At 61.4% G+C, this 15,891-nt stretch carries 15 protein-coding genes; 11 read left to right on the top strand and 4 right to left on the bottom strand.

Annotated features, from left to right (window positions below; all coding sequences use genetic code 11):
• The first annotated feature begins 62 nt into the window (after positions 1-62).
• The 3 genes from C4J83_RS17100 to C4J83_RS17110 are packed head-to-tail and all read left to right on the top strand — an operon-like array spanning position 63 to position 2,521.
• Positions 63-1,490 (top strand): nucleobase:cation symporter-2 family protein, encoded by a 1,428-nt coding sequence (locus C4J83_RS17100; RefSeq protein ID WP_119735902.1) that lies wholly within the window; start codon positions 63-65, stop codon positions 1,488-1,490.
• Between the two features lie 12 nt (positions 1,491-1,502).
• Positions 1,503-1,964, top strand: coding sequence for an LEA/WHy family protein (locus C4J83_RS17105; RefSeq protein WP_119735904.1), 462 nt, complete (start codon positions 1,503-1,505; stop codon positions 1,962-1,964).
• On the top strand, positions 1,964-2,521 hold the full coding sequence (locus tag C4J83_RS17110) for a GNAT family N-acetyltransferase (protein ID WP_124417709.1): 558 nt from the start codon (positions 1,964-1,966) through the stop codon (positions 2,519-2,521). Before C4J83_RS17105 ends, C4J83_RS17110 begins: the two co-directional genes overlap by 1 nt.
• 36 nt (positions 2,522-2,557) lie before the next feature.
• On the opposite strand, the gene C4J83_RS17115 is transcribed toward C4J83_RS17110, so the two are convergent.
• Entirely contained in the window at positions 2,558-3,484 is a 927-nt protein-coding gene (locus C4J83_RS17115) for a carbon-nitrogen hydrolase family protein (RefSeq protein ID WP_124417710.1), read from the bottom strand.
• A 91-nt stretch (positions 3,485-3,575) separates the two neighbouring features.
• Between C4J83_RS17115 and C4J83_RS17120 the strand changes: the two genes are divergently transcribed.
• On the top strand, positions 3,576-4,496 hold the full coding sequence (locus tag C4J83_RS17120) for a LysR family transcriptional regulator (protein WP_124417711.1): 921 nt from the start codon (positions 3,576-3,578) through the stop codon (positions 4,494-4,496).
• Here C4J83_RS17120 and C4J83_RS17125 read toward each other — a convergent pair.
• Positions 4,468-4,722 carry a hypothetical protein gene (locus tag C4J83_RS17125; protein ID WP_003190904.1) on the bottom strand — a complete coding sequence of 85 codons (255 nt, stop codon included), beginning with the start codon at positions 4,720-4,722 and terminating at the stop codon, positions 4,468-4,470. The two genes, C4J83_RS17120 and C4J83_RS17125, sit on opposite strands and share 29 nt — an antisense overlap.
• A gap of 163 nt (positions 4,723-4,885) precedes the next feature.
• Between C4J83_RS17125 and C4J83_RS17130 the strand changes: the two genes are divergently transcribed.
• Positions 4,886-5,206 (top strand): ElaB/YgaM/YqjD family protein, encoded by a 321-nt coding sequence (locus C4J83_RS17130; protein WP_106579758.1) that lies wholly within the window; start codon positions 4,886-4,888, stop codon positions 5,204-5,206.
• A 49-nt stretch (positions 5,207-5,255) separates the two neighbouring features.
• On the opposite strand, the gene C4J83_RS17135 is transcribed toward C4J83_RS17130, so the two are convergent.
• The gene (locus tag C4J83_RS17135; protein ID WP_119735911.1) at positions 5,256-6,293 is read right to left on the bottom strand and encodes an Ldh family oxidoreductase; all 1,038 of its coding nucleotides are present in this window, start codon (positions 6,291-6,293) and stop codon (positions 5,256-5,258) included.
• A 169-nt stretch (positions 6,294-6,462) separates the two neighbouring features.
• On the opposite strand from C4J83_RS17135, the gene C4J83_RS17140 reads away from it, so the two are divergent.
• Positions 6,463-11,619, top strand: a complete 5,157-nt coding sequence (locus tag C4J83_RS17140; protein WP_124417712.1) for a dermonecrotic toxin domain-containing protein — start codon at positions 6,463-6,465, stop codon at positions 11,617-11,619.
• A 19-nt stretch (positions 11,620-11,638) separates the two neighbouring features.
• On the opposite strand, the gene C4J83_RS17145 is transcribed toward C4J83_RS17140, so the two are convergent.
• Positions 11,639-11,908, bottom strand: coding sequence for a PepSY domain-containing protein (locus C4J83_RS17145; RefSeq protein WP_106579755.1), 270 nt, complete (start codon positions 11,906-11,908; stop codon positions 11,639-11,641).
• 154 nt (positions 11,909-12,062) lie between these two features.
• On the opposite strand from C4J83_RS17145, the gene C4J83_RS17150 reads away from it, so the two are divergent.
• The 5 genes from C4J83_RS17150 to fapD all read left to right on the top strand — a co-directional run bounded on the left by C4J83_RS17150 (position 12,063) and on the right by fapD (position 15,888).
• The gene (locus tag C4J83_RS17150; RefSeq protein WP_119735915.1) at positions 12,063-13,058 is read left to right on the top strand and encodes a FecR family protein; all 996 of its coding nucleotides are present in this window, start codon (positions 12,063-12,065) and stop codon (positions 13,056-13,058) included.
• A 315-nt stretch (positions 13,059-13,373) separates the two neighbouring features.
• Positions 13,374-13,826: a fibril amyloid chaperone protein FapA gene (fapA, locus tag C4J83_RS17155; RefSeq protein WP_119735917.1), complete on the top strand. Its 453-nt coding sequence runs from the start codon at positions 13,374-13,376 to the stop codon at positions 13,824-13,826.
• A complete protein-coding gene (gene fapB / locus C4J83_RS17160; protein ID WP_124417713.1) occupies positions 13,823-14,386 on the top strand; it encodes a fibril amyloid subunit FapB in 564 nt (187 codons plus the stop codon). Before fapA ends, fapB begins: the two co-directional genes overlap by 4 nt.
• A gap of 66 nt (positions 14,387-14,452) precedes the next feature.
• Complete coding sequence (fapC, locus tag C4J83_RS17165; protein WP_106579751.1) at positions 14,453-15,148, top strand: amyloid-like fimbrin subunit FapC; 696 nt, start codon at positions 14,453-14,455, stop codon at positions 15,146-15,148.
• A 62-nt stretch (positions 15,149-15,210) separates the two neighbouring features.
• The gene (gene fapD / locus C4J83_RS17170) at positions 15,211-15,888 is read left to right on the top strand and encodes a fibril amyloid maturation endopeptidase FapD (RefSeq protein WP_106579750.1); all 678 of its coding nucleotides are present in this window, start codon (positions 15,211-15,213) and stop codon (positions 15,886-15,888) included.
• Positions 15,889-15,891: the final 3 nt, after the last annotated feature.

Consider the following 15,891-nt stretch of genomic DNA (forward strand, 5'->3'; position numbering starts at 1 on the left):
CACTTCTGACGGCCGGCACTTTCTGGCATCCTGCGCGCCCCTTTCCCTAACGGGCCTGTATTTTGTCTGACACTCAAACCCCTCGCCCCCGCTATAAATCCGACCTGATCTACGGCCTGGAAGATCGCCCGCACTTTACTGCGGCGATTTTTGCCGCACTGCAACATGTGCTCGCCAGTTTCGTCGGCATCATTACCCCCACCTTGATCGTCGGCGGCGTGCTGGGCCTTGAAAGCGAAGTGCCGTACCTGGTGAGCATGGCGCTGTTCGTGTCCGGGCTCGGCACGTTTGTGCAGGCGCGCACGTTCGGCCCGATCGGTTCGGGCCTGTTGTGCCTGCAGGGCACCAGCTTTTCGTTTATCAGCGTGATTCTCAGCGCCGGCTTTATGGTCAAGGCCCGAGGCGGCGGCACCGATGAAATTCTCTCGACGCTCTTTGGTATCTGCTTTTTCGCAGCCTTTATCGAAGTGGTGCTGAGCCAGTTCATCGGCAAGTTGCGCAAGCTGATCACCCCGGTGGTGACCGGCACCATCATTACGTTGATGGGCTTGTCGCTGATCAAAGTGGCGGTCACCGACATGGCCGGCGGTTACGGCTCCAGCGATTTGGGCGCGGCCGGCAACATGGGCCTGGCGGCGCTGGTGCTGCTGACTATTGTGGTCCTCAACCGGTTCAGCAACCCGTTCCTGCGCCTGGGTTCGATCGTGATCGGCCTGACGCTGGGTTTTGTGGTGGCCTGGTGGATGGGCCGGGTCGATCTGGCAGCCCTGCCTCAAGTGCCGCTGATCAGCGTGCCGGTGCCGTTCAAGTACGGTTTCTCGTTTGATTGGGTGGCGTTTATCCCGGTGGCGGTGATCTTCCTGATTTCGCCTTTGGAAGCCGCTGGCGACTTGACTGCCAACTCGATGATTTCGCAACAACCGGTCAAGGGCCCGCTGTATATCAAACGCATCAAGTCGGGCCTGCTGGCGGACGGCCTCAACTCGGCCATGGCCGCCACCTTCAATAGCCTGCCGATGGTGACCTTCGCGCAGAATAACGGAGTGATCCAGTTGACCGGCGTGGCCAGCCGCTACGTGGCGTATTTCATCGCCGGCCTGCTGGTGCTGCTGGGGCTGTTCCCGATGATCGGCGCGGTGCTGCAATTGATGCCCAAGCCGGTGCTCGGCGGCGCCACCCTGATCATGTTCGGCACCGTGGCCGTGGCCGGGATCAAGATTCTTGCCGAGGCCGGACTGCACCGGCGCAATGTGCTGATCGTGGCGATTTCCCTGGGCATGGGCCTGGGTGTGGCCGCCGTGCCGGAAGTGCTGCGCGACCTGCCCAAGGCGCTGCACAACATCTTCGAGTCGCCGATCACGGTGGGCGCGTTCTGTGCAATCCTGCTGAACATTTTCCTGCCCGAAGAGTTCATAGAGCTGGAAGAAGATGAATTTGATCCGGAGTCCTCTACCCTCAAGGTCATGCAGGACCCGGACGTCACGAAATAGGAGCACCTTTAAATGCGCAAGCTCATGGTTCTATCGTTACTGCTGCTGACCTTGAGCGCCTGTGCGCTGTTCCCCAATCGCGACCCGGTCAACATCAGCGTGGTCGGCATCGAGCCGCTGCAAAGCCAGGACCTGGAAGTACGATTTGCGGTGAAACTGCGGGTGCAAAACCCGAATGAAACGGCGATCGACTACAGCGGCGTAGCCCTGGATCTGGACGTCAATGGCCGGCCGTTGGCGTCCGGGGTCAGTGACCAGTCCGGCTCGATCCCACGGTTTTCTGAAACCGTGCTGAGTGTGCCGGTGAGCGTTTCGGCGTTTTCCGTATTGCGCCAGACCCTGGGCCTGAGCCAGACCCAAAGCTTGAACAACCTGCCCTATGTGCTGCGCGGCAAACTGGCGGGTGGCCTGTTTGGCACCCAGCGTTTTGTCGAGCGCGGCACGCTGGACCTGCCGAACACGGCGACCTGGTGATGGCCCGCCAACCGGTACTGTTGACCCCACGACTGATCCTGCGTCCGCTGGTGCTTGCGGATGCCGAGGCCATCCAGCGGCAGTTTGCGCATTGGGACGTGGTGCGCTACCTCAACGCCGCAGTGCCTTGGCCCTACCCGGCCGATGGCGCGCGTTGCTACCTGGAACAGGTCGCCTTGCCGGCCATGGCACGGGGCGAGCAGCGGCATTGGTCGATCCGCCTCAAAACTGCACCGGAGCAGTTGATCGGCACTATCAGCCTGATGGACGAACCGGACGATAACCGCGGCTTCTGGCTGGGCCCGCAATGGCAAGGCCAGGGCTTGATGACCGAAGCCAGTGCGGCGGTGACCGAGTACTGGTTCGAGGTACTCAAACGCCCCGTGCTGCGTGTGCCCAAGGCGGCGCCCAATATTGGCTCACGGCGGATATCCGAGCGCACCGGCATGCGCTTGATCAGGTCGCAGGAAGGTCGGTTTGTGGAAGGCACCTTCGCGCGCGACATTTGGGAAATAACCCGCGAAGAGTGGCTCAACACGCTACCTGCCACGCCGTAGGCGCCAGGCTTGCCGGCGCCTGCGGCTTGACCGGCTTCACTCGGTGAGGGTGCGCACGCCGGGTTTGGCGCGCTCATCCACGACCAGCTCAAACACATCCGGCCGCGCGTAATGCCCCACCACGTCATAGTCATAACGTGCCCGGACGAGGTCCTCGGTATTGATCTGCGCGGTCAATAACCCGGCCTCTCCCACCAACGGCCCGGCCAGAACATCGCCCATCGGCCCGATAATCACACTGCCGCCCGCGATCAACGCACGGTCTGACGGCCAATTGGCCACTTGCACGCCGAGCGCCGCAGGCGAGGCCTGCACCTGGCAGGCGCTGACCACAAAGCAGCGCCCTTCATGGGCGACATGGCGCATGCTCACCTGCCACATTTCGCGTTCGTCCACGGTCGGCGCGCACCACACGTCCACGCCCTTGGCGTACATCGCGGTGCGCAGCAGCGGCATCATGTTTTCCCAGCACACCGCCCCACCGATCCGGCCTACAGCGGTGTCGATCACCGGCAAGGTCGAACCATCGCCCGTGCCCCAGATCAGCCGTTCGGTGCCGGTGGGCATCAGTTTGCGGTGCTTGGCAACCAGCCCGCCGTTCGGCTCGAAATACAGCACCGTGCAATACAACGTGCTGGCACTGCGCTCGATCACGCCGATTACCAGGCTGGCACCGGTGCGGGCAGACAACCCGGCCAGCGCTTGCGTCTCGACGCCCGGCACGTCGATGGCGTTGGCAAAATAACGGGCAAAGGCTTCGCGCCCCTCCGGCAAGCGATAACCCAGCTGCGTGCCGAAGCTTTCGCCCTTGGGATAGCCGCCCAGCAAGGCTTCAGGCATCACCACCAATTGCGCACCGCTGCGCAGAATCTCGTGCTCATAGCTCAGGATTTGCGCCATGGTTTGCGCTTTGCCTTCTGGCAAGGCACCGATTTGCAAGGCAGCCACGGTAGAAAGGGGCATCACGATCACTCCAAATAAGGGGGGTTGCCCATTCTCCGATCAGCCGTGATCATGAATAAAGCCCACTTCAATGCTGAATGATATGAGCCAAATGAATATCGCCCAGGTTGACCTGAACCTGCTGAAAACCTTCGAAGCCCTGCACGACGAGTCCAGTGCCAGCCGCGCCGCGTTGCGCCTGGGCGTTACTCAGTCGGCGATCAGCGCAGGCCTGCGACGTTTGCGCGACGTGTATGGCGACCCATTATTTGTGCGCACCGGCCGCGGCCTGGCACCGACGTTGCGCGCCAATCAGCTCAAACCGGTGATCAGCGAAGCGCTGGACCGCTGCCGACAAAGCCTGGCCATGGTCCATCCGGACAATCTCGACTACCAAGGGCGTTCAGTGGTCCTGGGTTTATCCGATGACTTCGAAATTGCTTACGCCCGTCGGTTGATGGAAGCCATCGCCGATTGTGCGCCCAAGCTGCGGGTGATCTTCCGCCAGACCCACAGCCAGATCGTCGCCGCGGCCCTGCTTGACCGTAGCCTGGACCTGGCGATCACCGCGGGCGGGTTTGCCGAACGCAGGCTGAGTCGACAGGTAGTGGGCGAAGGGGATTACCGCTGCCTGGTCGACCCGGACAGCCTGGCGCCCAGCCAGCACGCTATCAGCCTGGATGAGTTCGTCGCGCGCGAGCACGTGCTGGTGTCGTCGGGCGGTTTTATCGGGATCACTGATGAAGGGTTGGCGGCGCAAGGGCTGAGCCGCCAGGTGTGCGCGTCCACCAGCCACTTTGCCGCGCTGCCGTATCTGCTCAAAGGCAGCACGGCCGTGGCGACGATTCCCGGCCATGCGGCCCAGGCCATCGCGCGCATGACCGGCTTGCGTGTACTGCCCTGCCCGTTGGCGCTGCCGGTTTACCCGGTAGAACTCGGCTGGCGCACCCAGGCGCAGCTTGATCCGCTGTTGCTCAAGGTGCGCGAGGCGATTGTGGCGTGCTTTATTTTGCCGCGGCCATCAGCTTGTTGACTTCGCTGCGCACCATATTGGAAAACTCCGGCGGCGACATGCCGTCGAGTTCTGCGCGCACCCATTCAGCCCACTTGCCCTTGCGCTTGGCGCGCTCGCCGAACAAGCGCGCCGCTTCGCCCTTGGCCTTGCCCAGGTTGGTCTGCCACAGGTCGTAGAGGCGTGACTTTTCATCTTCCAGCTCGGCGCGTTCGGCGAGGGTTTTGTTGGCGAGATTGAAGCTCATGTGGAATTACCTGCTGCACAAATAGACGACATCTTACACTGTAGGTCGAAATATCCTGATTCGGATTTTGCCCAAAAACAGGCCCCGGCAAAAAAACTGCAACTTTTGCCGCCGCCTGACACTCCATTGTTCACTGTCACATTCACCTGCAAGGAGTCACACAATGGCCCGCAAATCTGCTGCCCAAGCTGTCGAAGATCAAATCAAGGATCAAGCTTTCAGTGAACTGACGGCGTTGATCGAAGAGTCGGACAAACTGCTCAAGAGCAGCGCCTCCCTGGTAGGCGAAGAAGGCGAAACCCTGCGCGAACAGGTTGCCATCAAACTCAAGCAAGCGCTGGAGTCGGTGTCCAACGTGCGCGAGCGCAGCAAGCCGGTGGTCGACGCGACCGAAACCTACATCGGCGGCCATCCATGGCAGACCGTGGCCATCTCTGCAGGTTTTGGCCTGGTGGTGGGGTTGTTGCTGGGTCGCCGTAACTGATCCACCGTACTTGATGCATGGGGGCTGCGCCGTTGGCGCAGCCCCTTTTTTACGTCTCCAGCAAGGCCTGCAAGCGCGCCAGCTCGCGCGCGTCCAGCTCAATACCTTGTTGCTGCGACTTCGCCCGTGTGCGGTGACGTCGATCCCCCGGTAACCGCCGCAACCCCGCCGCATGCATCTGCCGCACCAGTTCCTGGCTGCGTTCGGCGAAGTTTTGCCCGGCCGTCTTGCTCGGGTCGATGACGATCAGCAATTGCCCGGTCCAGGGTGTACGCGCGCCCGGATGATCGGCCCAGTTGAATTCAAACGAGAAATTGCCTCCCGTCAACGCCGCCGCCAGCAATTCGACCATCATCGACAAGGCCGAGCCCTTGTGCCCGCCAAAGGGCAACAGCGCGCCGCCTTCGAGCACGGCTTTGGGGTCCTGGGTCGGCTGGCCGAGGCTGTCAACGCCCATGCCCGGCGGCAAGCGCTCGCCCTTGCGCGCGGCAATCTGCACGTCGCCGTGGGCGATGGCGCTGGTGGCCAGGTCGAAGACAATGGGCGAGCCGTCGGCACGCGGTGCGGCGAAGGCGATGGGGTTGGTGCCGAACAATGGCCGGTCGGCGCCATGCGGCACCACGCAAGTCATGCTGTTGACCACGCTCAACGCCACCAGCCCTTCTTCGGCGAAGGGCTCGACATCCGGCCACAGCGCGGCAAAGTGATGAGAGTTGTGAATCGCCAGCAGTGCGATGCCGGCGCTGCGAGCTTTGTCTACCAACAACGCGCGCGCCGCTTCAAGGGCCGGCTGGGCGAACCCGTTGCCGGCATCCACCCGCACGAAGCCCGACGCCACATCCGTGACCACGGGCGTGGCCTTGCCGTCGACCCACCCGCTGGCCAGCGTGCTGAGGTAACCGGGGATACGGAAAATGCCGTGGCTGTGCGCACCGTCGCGCTCGGCGCTGGCGCAATTGTGCGCCAGGATCGAGGCAACCTGCGGTGAGGTGCCGTGCTTGACGAATATCGCGTGCAGCAATCCCACCAGGTCATCGAAACCGATGAATGCTGCAGGACTGTCAACGAGCGGGGACTGGGCAGACATCTGTAGCTCCGATTTTATAATTGGAAGAGACAACAAGAATCCAGACCGCCGATTAAACAACGCCTCCTGTGCCTGCTGTCAACGGGCGCTTGCGTTATCTACCGCCCAGCGTGCTGCGCGACCTCCTACTTTGGCGCTTGATGACCGCCGCGTGAAAGGAGAGCGCCCCATGACGCAAGTGACACCACCGTACTTTTTCGATGAGTTCCTACAGACCGTCAAACGCAAAACCCCGTCAGCGCGAGAGCGCGCGCTGGGGTTTTCGGTCAAGGACCTTGATTGGCTGCACACGCTCTATTACGCCACCGATGCAGCGCGCCAGAATGAGGTGGTGCACGGCTACCCGATGAAGGTGGAAAGGCTGCTGGCCAACGCTGGGGGCAAGCCCGCCGTTGTGCTGGCCGGGGCGTTTATGATGAGCCCCACACCCGATGCCCGTAAGGCCGTGCTCTACAGCCCCTATGGCGGCCTTGAACTGTTCGACAGCCGCGCAGACCTGCTCATTGAGGTGCAGGAACGTCTGGCGCATCCGGCCAAGCGCGAAGAGCTGATGCAGTTTGTATCCATCGGCGAGCGTGATGCACTGCCGGTCAATCTGCACCTGACGGTGAGCACCGCCGTCATCCCGGGCGCGGTCATGGAAGACCAGGAGCAGGCCATCCTGGCCGGCCAACAAAAAAATGTGACCGCGATGCTCGACCAGTTACGCAAGCTCCCCAGCTTGGGTTGGATGCTCGACACATTGCTCGCCATCATGGCCCGCTCCTGCTTTCCCGGCCTCACGCAGAGCGATACGCGGGTTAATTTTTTCAGCCAGGCCTCGGCGGCAGCGGACCGTCGCTGGGTCGCCTCGATGCCACTGCGCGATGCGCTGCTGCAGTTTTACGTCAAGCAAGCCTGGCCCTCGGGGCAGACACACACGTTCTTCAACATCGGCCATGACACCCGCGCGTTTTCCGAGGCGCAATTGGCCGAAGACCAACAACGCTGGGACAGCCTCGTCGAACAAACCAGCGGCCTCCTTTCAAAGCTGTTGCACAGCCTGCTCCAGACCTACTGGAACGAAGACTTCGACGGTGGGCAATCACGCCTGCGGTTTTTTGCCCGGGTGATGAGTGACAAGTTTCGCGCCGACCTGTTGTTCAAACACCAGAATACGATCCTGAGCACTGAAGAAAGCCAGGCGCTGCGCGCCCTGTTTCTCTCGGACAGGGCCGCCCGCACCGCCTACGCCAGCACCCTGAGCGTGGAAAAAGTGCGTATTCAAGCGCCCTATCATCAGACGGTGGAACTGGCCAGCACCTTGCTGATCAGCTATACCCACGCCTATCTCTACACCCAGTCGCGCGGTCTGCAGGTGCTCAAGGACTTGAATGACCTTAACGACACGCTGCGGGTCATGCTCAGGACCGCCGGGCATGAAGATGAGCTGCTTAACGTCGTCTCCCTGGATGAGCGCAATCTGTTTGTCGGTCTGGACCCGTTGCACGTCACGGGCCATCGCGTGGTCGGCAACGTCTTCGAGGAGATGATCGAGGACATCGCGGCCAAACAGTTCAACAACCTGGAGCATGCGCTGGGCCTCTATCGGCAAGGCGCGGGCAGTATCGACCTGGCCGCTCTGCTCGACAGTGCGCTGGACGTACGCACCCTGCTCGACAGCCGGCTGATGGAGCAGGAAACCGACGGCCGCTGGAGCGTCCACCCCATCACCACGGGCAGTGGACAGCCCAGCACGGTCATCGCGGAAAAGGCCAGGGCGCACTTGCAGCGGCTGCAGGCGGTCGATGCCGCGCTGGTGCTTGAGCGCAGTCAATACAGGCCCCTTCGCGCGCTGGCAGCCCACGCCCTGGAGGCAGAGTTGGCCAGCAGGCACCTGCCGCTGAGTGGCGACGCTATTGAGATCAACACCTACGCCACCACGGCACTGGAGCGCGAAGAGCGGCCACCGCAGGCCTCGTTGAACATGGTTGAACACTTCATCGCGCGCCTCGCCCGGCAGGCCAGTGCCTTGACCGGCTCCAGCCGGAGCGGGTTTTACCAGCGGCGCAAAGGTGTCGCCCACCAAGTGCCCAGTTTGACCGTGGCCACGTTCAACGCGGTCATCGAGCGGGTGTTGAGCACGTTTACGCAAGGCTTGCGCGCGCTGCCTCACCTGCTGCTGGACACTCACCCTACGCATCTTAGCCAGGCGATGTTTCAAGGCCTCAGTGGCGAAGCTGAGCTGAGGCGCTTGTCCAAGACCTTGCCGCAGGCTCATCTCGGGCTGCTGGGCAGCGTGCTCAATGCCGACAGCATGGACAGGCTGACGCGCCACGGCCTGAACGGCTTTATACCGGATGCCTATGGCTTGACCTTGAAGGTCGGCACGCAGAACACGCTGCAGCCCCTGGCCAATTGTTTTGTGCTGTCGGAACGCGGCGGCCTGGACGTTCTTCATTCCGGTGCGGCGTTGCTCTGGACGGTGAGTCGCGGCTATGAGGCGTTTGATTCGATCAAGGCCTTGCGCGACGCAGTGGGGCAACGCCTGCAGGATGAGCGGGCGCGCCTGCCCCTTGTCGAAAACTTGCCGGCCTCCAGGCGTGTGCCTCATCAACGCCTTCAATTGGGCCCGATGCAACGCATCGACGATCATTTGCTCAACAACCGTCAACAGTCCTACAGCCAGTTCCTGTCGGGCGAGGTTGATCACCTGCTGTCGATGACAGTGGGCGTACAACGCTTTCAGGACTGCATGGACGCGCTGATTCGGCGGGCGCCGCCGTCCAACCTGGAAAGGGCTGTCACGCTTACCCGCGCCCTGGTCAACCAGCAGGCGCTGCCGGTATGGCTGGGCATGGCGCAGCCGTCAGAGCAGATCCTGCACGCCGAACTGCTGGAACAATATCGCCTCAGTGCGCCGGACGAGCGTGACTATCTGCACAGCATCACGCCACTGCGCGAACAGGTCATGAGCACGCTTTCAACCCTGCTCAATGCGCGCTTTCCCGGGCAGGTGGTCAACCCGGACAACATCCTGATTCCTGCGCGTATCGAACGCGAAGGCAACATTCAAACGCTGACGGATTTCGCCCTGCGGCACCTGCCCGCGTTGCGCGCTGAGCAGATCCGCCCGACCTCACGCACTGCCACCCCGCTGCCGTCCACGCTGGATGGTCATGCCGTGGCGCAACTGGTTCGGCAGCTGGACTTGAAAAGCCTCTACCAGCCATTGCTGACCATTCACCTGGGCGGTCAAACCGAAGACACGCGCCAGCGCCGTCACCTGTTCTGTCAGCAGTTGCCCTGGCAACTGCTGCAATACGCCCATGAACAAAAACTCGATGGGCGGCTGTCCGGCTCGGCCTGGAGCTTTATCCGCCAAGTGTTGGATATGCCCGACGCCGTGGCTCGCGCCACCGTGCGCGGTGTGACGGCAACCATTCGCCCGCTGGAACTGATGGCCACCGAGGGTGCAGCCCTGGTCAAGGCTTTGGGTTGCTACCTGATCGGCCCGCACGGCAAAGCTTCCGGCCCTGTGGTGCTGTACGCGCCCTACAGCTCCCACCATGTATTGAGGGAATACGCGAACGAAGCCGCCCTGCTCACTGAGTTCAGTACGCCCGGCGCCTTGCAGGAGTGGATCGTGGGTCAGCTGGAAACGGCCCATCAGGCGACTTACCGCCATCTGCTGCAGCCGCAAGGGCGTCAGCAGAACGCGGAGATTCGCCTGGGCTCATCGCCCATCCGCGGTCACCTGCTCAACCGTCTGTTTGCGGACAACAGCGAGATGCTGAACCGAATGCTGAGCTGCCAGTTCACGCCCTCGGGCAAAACACAGTGGGAGGCGATCATCAGCCTGCTGACCAGCGAAATCCCCCAGACCCTGCAACTGATGGCGGGCAAACTCACGTACCCGCTGGTGGTGTGGCGCAGCTACAAACTGTTCAAACTGTCGGCCGAAGACTTGCAGCAACAGCGCTGGGCGCACGCCCTGAAAACCTTTGCATTAGGCGTGGCCGAAATGGCCACCTTGCGCACAAGCCTGGACAGGGTTTTGCTCGATGAGCCAACACCCGCGGAGCAACCGACGCTGGAGCATTGGCTCAAGGCCCCTGCCCCCACCGCGACCAGCCTGGCGGAGCAAGACCTGACAGCGCCGCTGCGTACGCAACTGCAAACCTTCGAATACCACGACATGGCCCTGGCCGACCTGACAAAAAGCGCCTACAGCCACGTGTACCACGATGACCTCGGCGCTCTCAGCCTGGTGCCGCTGGCCGGCAAAGTCTACCCGGTGAAAAAAGCCGGTGAGCGCTGGCGCATCAGCAACGGTGTACAGCACGGCCCATATTTGCAGCGCAACGCGCTGGGCGAGTGGGTGCTGGACCTCGACCGGCATCACCCACGCTTTGGTAAAACCTTGAGCCGCTACGCAGGCAGGCTTTCCACCCGTGCAGCCGAGCGGGAAGCCATCAATATCGAGGCCGTGGGGTTGCGGGAAATCGCCGCGCTGTCCAGCTGGAAGGCGCGCTGTATCGATGAAGCACTCAACGTCGCGACCTACTATGCGGTCACCTGCAAGCGCAACATCGTCAACTTTGCTGTGCAAAGAGCCCCGAACAGTCGGGTCGGACGTTTTTTAAGTGAGTTGTTCGGCGTCATCACACTGACCGCTGAACAGGTGCACAGGGTTGAACGGCGAGTCGACGAAGTGCTCGGTGAACTGGTCAACCCCACCCTGACCGCCCCCGATTCGACGCGCTTTGTCAGCGGTATCCACCGGTACAGCGCGCACGACACCTTCGCGTTCGTCTTGCCCAACGATGCCGACAAGAAGATCTACCTGCTGGACCGGTTCTTCGACCCGCGCATGGACATCTATCAAAACCGCTTGATCGCGCCGTTCGACATTTCGGCGCACGCACGCGCGACGACGTTGATTCACGAGATAACGCACCTGATCTCCGCGACCGAAGATCTGGCCTACCTGGACACCATGCGACCGTTCACAGACCTGATCAATGTACAGATCAGCGGCGCGCCGGTGATGTTGATGGACCTTGCTCACCTGCGCGACACAGCACTGTCAACCTTGACGCCGGCGACGATGCTGTTCAAGACCTGGGATGTGTTCAGCGAGCAATGGGAGGATTTCGGTGACCGTCCCTGGACCCGAGCTTTAAAGAATAAAGTGTTGAACACCACCGGTGCGCGCACGCTCAACGATGCCAGGGCGATCTTCATGAGCGACCCGGACAAACGCATCGATACCATTCTGGCCAATGCCGACTCGGTGACTTACTTGATCTGCCAATTGGGCCGAGCGCTGGATGCGGGAGCCTGAGCAGGCTCCCGGCGGGACGTCAGTCTTTCTGGTCACGCAGGATATTGCCCGAAGCGCCATCAATGCGCGCTTCATAGACGACGCCATCGGACTTGCGCCCTTTGACTTCCCAGTAGCCTTTGTCATCGGCTTCGGCGCTGTAGACTTCGACATACCCGGCCTTGGCCTTGGCGGTTTCAATGGCTTTCTCGATGGTGATCCAGCCCGCACCCGGTTTATCAGCCAGGGCTGCGCCGGCGCTGAGCAGCGCGGTGGTTGCACACAGGGCGACTAAGGTTTTCTTCAGCATTTTCGTACTCCATTGGGGGGAATGACGGACTCATGTCCTCTGTTTTTCTGATGTTCCCAAACGAGAACAAGTTCCAATTGATGTGCAATCGCCATGATGGCTGTTCTCGCCATCCGCCTCGGGAGGTTAGAATGTGCGAAATCAGGATGAGTTAATGAGCGAAAAGTCCCTTTCAGAAGCCGAATATGACGCCATCACCGACGCCGCCGCGCATTGGTGCATGCGCTTGCATGCCGATGACTGCACGGCAGGCGAGCGTCAGGCTTTTGCAGATTGGCACGACGCCCATCCCCTGCACGCCTTCGAATACGCAGCCATGCTGGAAATCTGGGATGTGGCCGATCACCTGCCACGCAGCGAGCCTGCGCCAGCGGTGCTGGCGTTCAAGCCGCGCAGACGGCTGCGCGCCTACGCCGTTGCGGCCGCCGTGTGCCTGGCGGCCTTGCCGCTGGCCGCCCTCACGGGCTGGGAAGCGGGCTGGTTGCCCAGCTCGTATGAACACTTCGAAGCCACCCAGGGCTTGCGCAAGGTCACCCTCGGCGATGGCAGCCAGGTGGAGCTGAACCTGGGCACCGAGCTGGTCTACAGCCATTACAAGGACGAACGCCGGGCCACCTTGAAAAAGGGCGAGGCGTTTTTCAAGGTCGCTCACGACAGCCATCATCCCTTCATCGTGCGCGCTGGCGACGGCCAGGTGCGGGTCACGGGCACGCAATTCAACGTCTGGAAATACGAAGACCTGGTGCGGGTAACGTTGCTTGAAGGCTCGGTACAGATCGCCAGCGACGCCGTGCATGGCAGCGTGCCGCTGACTCCGGGCATGCAGGCGAGCTACCACACAGGCGATGCCACGCCGCAAATCGCCGCGATCAGCGTCAATGACTCCGCGCTTGCCTGGCGCCAGGGCAAACTGGTGCTCGACAACCTGGCGCTGGCCGATGCATTGCCGCTGATCAACCGCTACCTGAATAAGCCCGTGATGCTGGCAGACACCACCACCGGGACCATTCGCATCGGCGGCATTTACAACATCAGCGAGGTCAACAACCTCGTCCCCTCCCTGCCCAGGGTTTTGCCGGTCTACCTGACCCAAAACCAGGACGGCAACCCCGTGCTCAATTCGATTCCCCGTAAAGCCCCCAAAGGCTGATGTTCTTTGCACGAACGGGCTCGCTTGCGCCCTGAGTGTCCATTTTTGAAACACTTCCCTGCCCTGAACCGCCCGTGCTGAGCGGATTCACCGTTCGGTCACACCGACTGTTACAGCCATGAGACAACCTTGAGGCGGGGCCGTACATGCACGGCCACAGGGCCACTGTCTCAACGCTGATACAGCACGGCCATCACTTCGCCCGGCTTTAACCCCAACCCCCTGAATTTGAAAAACAAATAAAAAGCGGCACGCGTTCTGCTCTCTTCCTTACAGCGCTGTTTAGGGTCAGCGCGAAGAATAAGGAACACTGCCGTGGACACACACAATCCAGGCTCACTGAGCCTCCTGCTGATCAGCTGCGTTCTGAGTGCCGGCGCAAGCCTTCCAGTGCTCGCGGCAGGTGATGGCGTGATCGTGATTGAGCGCCAGGTTCAACCGTATGTGATCGGTCGCTCACGCGGCGTCGACCCCTACCCCAACACCGTCAATGCCAACCCGTCGGCACAAGTCCTGCGCGCCTCCACCAATGAACTCAGCGACAACGACATTGGGCGCATCAGCAGCGGCTCAAGCATTACTCGCAGCATCATGCCCAATGGCGACATCACTGGCTTGAACACGATCGGCAACGGTCCAGGCCTGGGCGCCAGCAGCGCGGCCGGCCACAGTGGCGGCGGCATTTCGGGCACGGTCAACGGCGCGATATCCAGCGGCCTCGCACCGCTGAACAACATCGGCGGCATGGTCGGGGGGGCGATGAAATGAGTCGCATCTGGATGCTACTGGCGGCGCTCGGTTGCACCGCGGCGATGGCCGACAGCAACAACAACGCCAGCATTGATAACTCGGGCACGCAGTACAACGGCGTGGTCTCGATCAACCAGGCCGCCGGCGATCAGCAACAGTTGAGCAACAACGTCGCGATCGCTGTAGGCCACAACGCCCAGGCAACGGTGACCGTCACGCAAAAAATCAGCGGCGCCGCGGCCGACCGCGCGCTGAACGCCAGGACGATGATCCAGGGCAACGCTTTCAGCAATGGCAACGGCGCACTGAGTGTCAATCAGTCGGCCGGGGCCCAGAACCAGATGATCAATGCCGTGCGAATCAGCGTAAGCGCTGGCCCGCAGAGCATCGACGACAGCGTCATGTCGCAACAGAACGTTGCGCTTGCAACCGACTCAGGATTGACCTCTACCACTGGCAGCCGCCAGGTCGTGACCAGCGACCAGGCCTTCACCGGCAGCCGTGGAGTGGTACAGGTCAACCAGAGCGCCGGGGTGGGGAACCGAGTGGCTAACACCCTGAACTTACGACTCAACTGATGGAGCTGAGTCGGTAGCTGGAACGTACCAACACTTAACCAACTAATAGAAGCAAGGAGATACACCATGAAAACTACAATGGCCCTCAAACCACTGGCTTTCGCTCTCGCTGCGCTCATGGCTGTTGCTGCTCAAGCGGGTCAACCCAACCATCATCCACAGCCTGCGCCAACGACCGCAGCGGCGACCACCCAAGACGGTCAAAGCAACCACGGCAACGTGGTGCTCAATGACAAAACCAAGAACAACGCTTCGGCGAATGACTCGTACAACAACATCAGCGGCGTGGCCAACGGCAACGTGCTGAGCGGCGACAACAACCAAGGCAAAAACGATGTCGCCATCGTATCCGGCGACGCCGACTTCGTATTCGCCAGCACCGGCACCGCACAGTCGAACACCGGCAACCTGGTGGTCAACAGCGGCACCAAAAACAACGCGTCCCTCAACGACAGCGGTAACCACGCTTCGGGCGTGATTCAATTGAACGCCGCATCGGGTGCCTCCAACCAGGGCAGCAGCAGTGTGGCAATCGCCTCGGGTAATGGCGACAGCGGCGCCGCAACCGTCGCCGGCGTGCAGGACGTGTCGGGTAACCTGACGCAGAACCTGAGCAGCGGCCACGGCTGGAGCAGCAAACCGGTGGTCAACAACGCCAGCGTGAACAACTCGATGAACTTCAGCTCCGGGGTGTCGAACTCCAACGTTCTGTCGGGCAGCAACAACCAGGGTCAGAACAACGTCGCAATCACTCGCTTCTGATGCAGACAGGGCCTTGGCAACAAGGCCCTTTTTATTTCCAGTGTCCAACAGGTCCTACGATCATGCGCTTCGGAGCCCTCCTTCTGCTGCTGGCACTCACCGGCCCGACCTGGGCGGCGCAAATGGCAGTGGTCATGCCTAACGGCGCGGTGGTCTACAAGAAGGTCGAGAGCATCCGCGAGCGCAAGTTCGCCAACCTGGTGGAACAGAAAACCGATTTCAGCTGCGGCGCGGCCGCACTGGCGACCATCCTGCGCCAAGCCTATTGGATGGACGTGGATGAAGACCACGTCATCAAGGGCATGCTGGTCAACGCCGACCAGAACCTCGTACGCACCCAGGGCTTCTCGATGCTGGACATGAAGCGCTACCTGGAAAGCATCCACATGCGCGCCAAGGGCTACCGGATCACCCCGCAAGTACTGATCACCGTAAAAGTGCCGGTGGTGGTGTTGCTGGATATTCGTGGCTACAAGCACTTCGTGGTGTTGCAGCGGGCCGACAAGGACTGGGTGTATATCGGCGACCCCGTGCTGGGTAACAAGCGTTATGCCAAAGACGATTTCGTCAAAGGCTGGAACGGCATTGTGTTCGCGGTTATCGGCGAGGGCTACGACAAGGCCAACGCCCTGCTCACGCCGCCCAACCCACTGACCGCCAAGAGCCAGCTGAACGAATTCAGCCCCGTACGTGACAGTGAATTGATGGACTTCGGTTTTATCCAGAGCGACTTCTTCTAGAAG

The organism is Pseudomonas sp. LBUM920 (genome assembly GCF_003852315.1).
In the GTDB taxonomy this organism is placed as follows: Bacteria; Pseudomonadota; Gammaproteobacteria; order Pseudomonadales; family Pseudomonadaceae; genus Aquipseudomonas.